Raw genomic sequence first — 6,027 nt, 5'->3', positions numbered from 1 at the left:
GACGGGGGCGAAGCGGGGGTGGCGAAGAAATCCATTGCTCTGACTCCTCGAACGAGCTCACAGGGAGCATAGCTGCCGTCGAAAAAGATCATGTCCGGATCAAGCGGTAACTTCTGAAAAACCTCGATGAAAATTCCGAATAAGCCGAGACGACACAGTGGCGCCTGTCCGATAGCGCGGGCCTATGGGAGCGGATTCATGGGCTGTGTCTGCGTTAGCTGTCGTGGAGGCATTTATGGCGCCCTGTCACGCCCACCGCGTGGGTTTCGCTTCGCTCTACGCCACCCTACGGAAGCTGTTGCGCCCCGAACGTAATGCGCACCCAGCCCATTCGCAGCCTCGTGCCGGCACCGGTCTTTCGCGGCTGAGGCCGCTTCCACACGGAAAGCGCGCCGCGAGGCCGAACAACGTTCAGGGCCGCATCGTCATCCGCCGGGCGCCGGGGCCCTGCATGGCGCTGGCGGTCGGCTGGCGGATCAGCGCGGCCTGCCACTGGCTGGCGGTGAGGCCGTCGGCCTCCTGCAGCAGGGCGAACTTGCCGGCCACCAGGGTCGCCACCGGCACGCCATCGCGCAGCAGCAGGCGGTTGCCGGCCACGGCGGGCACCTTGGCGCCGGGCAGCAAGGTGCCCTGCAGGTTCAGCGGGTCGCAGGCGGAGAGGCTGATCAGCTCCCCGGAAAGCGGCCGTTTGCGCACCTCGCGCAGCAGGCCGACGGCTTCGGGCAGGGCGAACTGCTCGCCCGCGACGCCAGCGACGAAGCGCCCGCCGCGAATCTCCCCGCGCGCCTCCAGGCGGTGATAGACGCGCAGCAGCTCGCGCCAGCTCGGCAGCCAGTCCGCTTCACGCTCGAGCAGGCGCCAGCAGACCACGCCGTAGCGGCGCAACAGGGTGCGGGCGACATGCTCCAGGGCTTCGGCCGGCACCTGGCCGGGACGGTCCTCCTCACCACGCCCGTCACCACGCCCGCGCAGCAGCGACCAGCGCCCGGCATCCTGCATGCTGGCCAGCGCCAGGCGCGCGCGGCGGTCGGTGCGGCTGCGCCGGGCGGCGGGCATCAGCAGCGAGCGCAGGCCGGCGAAGCTGTCGGCGCTGACCAGGCCCAGGGCCACCAGTTCGCCGAGGCAATCCTCCAGTTCGCTGCGCAGCAGGCGGGTCTCCTCCAGCAGCTCGTCGAAGAACAGGGCGCCCTGCCCCGCCAGCACCTCGCGCACCCGCTCGGCCCGGGGCGAGGGCTCGGCGACCACCGCCGTGCCCACGCAGGCACGCCAGAGCCCCTGGCTCTTGCGCGGCAGCAGCAGGATCGGCGTGCTGCGCAACGGCCCGCCGGCGGCCCGCGCCGGGGCGGCGAGACGACTCCAGGCGATGCGCCCGGAACGGCACAGGTCGTCCAGCCAGTTGATGCCGTAATCGGCGACGCGGGCCGGCAGCAGCTCGCCTTCCCAGGCACCGGCGGCGGCCTGGAAGCCTTCCAGCAGGCCGAGTACGCCGGCCAGCGCCTCGGCACCGCGCATGCGGGTGGCACTGGAGAGGTGCTGCCAGTCGCAGAGGAAGCGCATGAAATCGGCCCGCTCCACCGGCTCGATCTCCCGGCGCAGGCGCTTGACGGTGTAGCGATGGATGCGTGCCAGCAGGTGCCGTTCGCACCACTCCTCCTCCCGCGCACCGGGGCTGAAGCGGCCCCGCAGCACGTGCCCTTCACGCTCCAGGGCGGCCAGGGCGAAGGCGATGTCGCCCGGCGCCTGGCGCAGGTCGGCGGCGATGCGCGCCAGGGTCAGCGGGCCGAAGCCGCCCAGGCGCGAGCGCACCAGCTCCAGCAAGGCAGCCTCCGCTTCCCAGCAGCTGTCGAACCCGGCCGGCGCGGTGATCGCCGGCTTCAGCGAGCCCAGCGGGTGCAGGGCCGACAGCTGGGGCAGGCGCTCGGCGGCCAGCCAGAATGCGGGGCGGTCCTCCAGGTGCAGGCAGGCGGCACGGCGCGCCCGGCCCAGTTGCGCCAACCAGCCCGCCCAACCGCCGTTGGCCTCCACCTCCGCCGGGGTGACGCAGCCCAGCGCCAGCAGCGCCTCGTGCATCTCGTCGGCGTCGCGCACCTGGGGCCAGGCCTCCTCGGCGACGGCGGCGATGGCCTCGGCGTCCAGGGCGCCGAGGTCATCGCCGGACTCGGGGTCGGTCCAGCGGCGGTTCTGCACGGCCTGGGTACGGCGCTCCTCCAGCGGTGCGTCGTCGAGGAAGGCATAGGGCCGCGCACCGAGGATCTCCGCCGCCAGCGCGGAGGGCGCCGGCAGGTCGCGGGCCACCCGTTCCACGGCACCGCTCTCCATGCGCCGCAGCAGATCGAGCCAGGCCTCGGCGTCCATGGCCTCGTGCAGGCAGTCGTCGAGGGTCTGCGCCACCAGCGGGTGGTCCGGCACCTCGCGCTCGCCCACCAGGTTCTCCTGGCAGGCCACCTGGTCGGGGAAGACGCTGGCCAGCAGGTCCTCGCTGCGCATGCGTTGCAGCTGCGGCGCCACCTTGCGCCCGCCCGAGGCACGCGGCAGGGCCAGGGCACTGGTGGCGTTCCAGCGCCAGCGCACGCCGAACAGCGGCGCGTCCAGCAGCGCCTGGATCAGCACCTGCTCGGCGCTGCTGGAATGCAGGTAGCGCCACACCTCGTCCAGCGGGAAGCTGTGGCTGGTGGACAGCGACAGCACCAGGGCGTCCTCGGTGGCGGCGGCCTGCAGTTCGAAGTTGAAGTTGCGGCAGAAGCGCTTGCGCAGCGCCAGGCCCCAGGCGCGGTTGACCCGGCTGCCCAGGGGCGAGTGGATGATCAGTTGCATGCCGCCGGACTCGTCGAAGAAGCGCTCCATCACCAGGCAGTCGCGGGTCGGCAGGCGCCCCAGGGCGGCCCGGGCACGGGCCAGGTACTCGACCATCTGGCGGGCGGCGGCCTCGCCCAGGCCCAACTCGCCCGTCAGCCAGTCGATGGCCGGCTGCAGATCGCCGTCGGCGGCGGCCAGCAGGCGCTCGATCTCCCCACGCAGGCGCGAGACCCCGGCGGACAGCTCGTCGCTGCGACCCGGCGCCTCGCCGAGCCAGAAGGGGATGCTCGGCGGCTGGCCACGGGCGTCTTCCACCCGCACCCGCCCGGGCTCCACGCGCACGATGCGGTACGACTGGTTGCCCAGCTGGAACACGTCGCCGGCGATGCTCTCCACGGCGAAGTCCTCGTGCACCGTGCCCACCTGCATGCCCTGGGGTTCGAGCAGCACGTTGTAGTCACCGGCATCGGGGATGGTGCCGCCGGAGGTCAGCGCCACCAGCCGCGCCGAACGCCGGCCGCGCAGGCGGCGGTTGACCGCATCGCGGTGCAGGTAGGCGCCGCGCACGCCGTTGCGGCCGTTGTAGCCCTCGCCGAGCATGCGCAGCACGGCGTCGTAGCTCGCCCTGGGCAGTTCGGCATAGGGCGCGGCACGGGTCATCAGGGCGAACAGCTCATCCTCGTCCCACTCCTGGTTGGCCACCTCGGCGACGATCTGCTGGGCCAGCACGTCCAGCGGCTGGCGCGGGATCACCAGGCTGTCGAGCTCGCCCCGGCGCACGCAGTCGAGCAGCGCCGCGCATTCGATCAGGTCGTCCCGCGACTGGGGGAACAGCCGCCCCTTCGGCGTACCGCCGACGCTGTGCCCGGAGCGCCCCACGCGCTGCAGGAAGGCGGCGATGCTGCGCGGCGAGCCCAGCTGGCAGACCAGCTCGACATCGCCGATGTCGATGCCCAGCTCCAGGGAGGCGGTGGCCACCAGCACCCGCAGCTCGCCCCGCTTCAGGCGCTGCTCGGCGTCCAGGCGCAGCTCGCGGGCCAGGCTGCCGTGGTGGGCGGCGACGGCGGCCTCGCCCAGGCGCTCGGAAAGGTGCCGCGCGGCGCGCTCGGCCAGGCGCCGGGTGTTGACGAACACCAGCGTGGTGCGGTGCTCGGCCACCAGCAGGGCGAGGCGGTCGTAGACGGTCTCCCAGGCATCGTTGCTCATCACCGCCTCCAGCGGCAGCGGCGGCACCTCGATGGCCAGGTCGCGCTCGCGGCTGTAGCCGACATCGACGATCAGGCAATCGCGGGCCTCGCCCCCGGCAGGCGCACCGCCGAGAAAGCGCGCCACCGCCTCGATGGGCTTCTGCGTGGCAGACAGGCCGATGCGCTGCAACGGTCGCCCGCACAGGCTTTCCAGGCGCTCCATGCTCAGCGCCAGGTGGCTGCCGCGCTTGCTGCCGGCGATGGCGTGGATCTCGTCGACGATCAGGCTGCGGCAGCTGCCGAGCATGGCGCGGCCGGACTCGGAGCCGAGCAGCACGTAGAGGGATTCCGGTGTGGTCACCAGGATGTGCGGCGCGCGCTTGCGCATGGCGTCGCGCTCGGCCTGGGGCGTATCGCCGGTGCGCACCGCGGTGCGGATGGCCACCTCGCCCAGGCCCTGGCGCTGCAGCTCGGCGCGGATGCCGGCCAGGGGCTCGTCGAGGTTGATGCGGATGTCGTTGGACAGCGCCTTGAGCGGCGACACGTAGACCACGAAGCAGGCATCCGGCAGCCCGCCCCCGGCAAGGCCCTGCTCCACCAGCTCGTCGATGGCGGCGAGGAAGGCGGTGAGCGTCTTGCCGGAGCCGGTGGGCGCGGCCACCAGGGTCGAGCGCCCGGCGCGGATGGCCGGCCAGGCCTCGGCCTGGGCCGGGGTGGGCGCGGCGAAGCGCCCGGTGAACCAGGCGCGCACGGCCGGGTGGAAATCGGCCAGGGCGATGTCGGCGGTAGGGGAAGTCGGCTTCATGGCGGCCAATATGCGGCCGCGCCGACGCCCCCTCAAGGACCGCCCATCGTGCGCGCCGGGCTCAGGCGCGGCCGAAACGCGCCAGTTGCATCTCGCGCAGGCGGCTCAGGGTGCGGCGGAAGGGGAACTCCAGCCAGCCCTCGGTGTAGAGCTGCTCCAGCGGCACCTCGGCCTCGATGTAGAGGGGCACGCGGCGGTCGTAGCACTCATCCACCAGGGCGATGAAGCGGCGCACGCCGTCGTCCAGGGGCGAGAGCTGCGGCAGCTGGCGATCACCGGCGACCACGCGCTCGGCGCCGTCCTCGGTGCCCCGGGCGATGCGCCCTTCGCGGCGCGCAGCCCCCAGGCGCGGCACGGCGCCCAGGAGGATGGCGCCGAAACGGTCGCACAGGGCGATGAAGTCCAGGGCGGCCAATGGCGCCTCGCAGAGCGCGGCGTAGTCGCACCAGAGCGCCACCGTGCCCTGCCGGTGCACGGCGATGTCGCGATGGCCCAGGTGCAGCGGGCGATCATGGCTGGCGACGCCGTCGTCCAGCTCGGCGAACACCGCCGCCAGCACGCTCGGGCGGCCCGGCTCGATCACCCAGTAACGCTGCTGTGCGGCGCCGGGGTGCAGGCGGTGGTCCTGCCCGCCATCGACCGCCACCACCTGCATGTGCCGCGCGATCGCCTCGATCGCGGGCATGAAGCGCTGGCGGTTGAAGCCGTCGGCATACAGCTGCGTCGGCGGCTGGTTGGAGGTGGCCACCAGCACCACGCCCTCCTCGAACATCACCTGCAGCAGGCCGCCGAGGAGAATCGCGTCGCCGATGTCGCTGACGAACAACTCGTCGAAGCACAGCACCCGCACCTCCTGTGCCAGCTCGCGGGCCAGGGCGCGCAGCGGGTCGGCGGTGCCGGTCAGGGCGAACAGGCGGCGGTGCACCCAGCGCATGAAGTGATGGAAGTGCAGACGCCGCGCGGGCACCCGCAGCCCCTCGTAGAAGCGGTCCAGCAGCCAGGTCTTGCCGCGCCCCACCGGGCCCCACAGGTAGACGCCGGCGATGCCGCCCTCGCCCTGGTGCAAGGCCCGCTGGCAGGCCTCCAGCAATGTCGCCGCGTGCAGCTGCGCGGCATCGGGCGCGAACCCCAGGTCATCCACCGCCTGCCGATAGGCCGCCAGTGGCGATAAGCCTTCCATTCCCTCTCCCGCTCCGGTTGCGAATCGGGCGGCAGTCTACAAGGTTGCGGCAACGGGGC

Annotated in this window: 2 protein-coding genes; both read right to left on the bottom strand. The window is 72.7% G+C overall.

Annotated features, from left to right (window positions below):
• Positions 1-411: 411 nt before the first annotated feature.
• A complete protein-coding gene (locus DMX10_RS27760; protein WP_111264126.1) occupies positions 412-4,788 on the bottom strand; it encodes a DEAD/DEAH box helicase in 4,377 nt (1,458 codons plus the stop codon).
• 61 nt (positions 4,789-4,849) lie between these two features.
• Positions 4,850-5,968 carry a cell division protein ZapE gene (gene zapE, locus DMX10_RS27755; RefSeq protein WP_111264125.1) on the bottom strand — a complete coding sequence of 373 codons (1,119 nt, stop codon included), beginning with the start codon at positions 5,966-5,968 and terminating at the stop codon, positions 4,850-4,852.
• Positions 5,969-6,027: the final 59 nt, after the last annotated feature.

The organism is Pseudomonas sp. 57B-090624 (assembly GCF_003234055.1).
Lineage (GTDB): Bacteria > Pseudomonadota > Gammaproteobacteria > Pseudomonadales > Pseudomonadaceae > Metapseudomonas > Metapseudomonas tohonis.
Note: the sequence above shows the minus strand (reverse complement) of the source record. Positions and strands in the feature narration are given on the sequence as shown.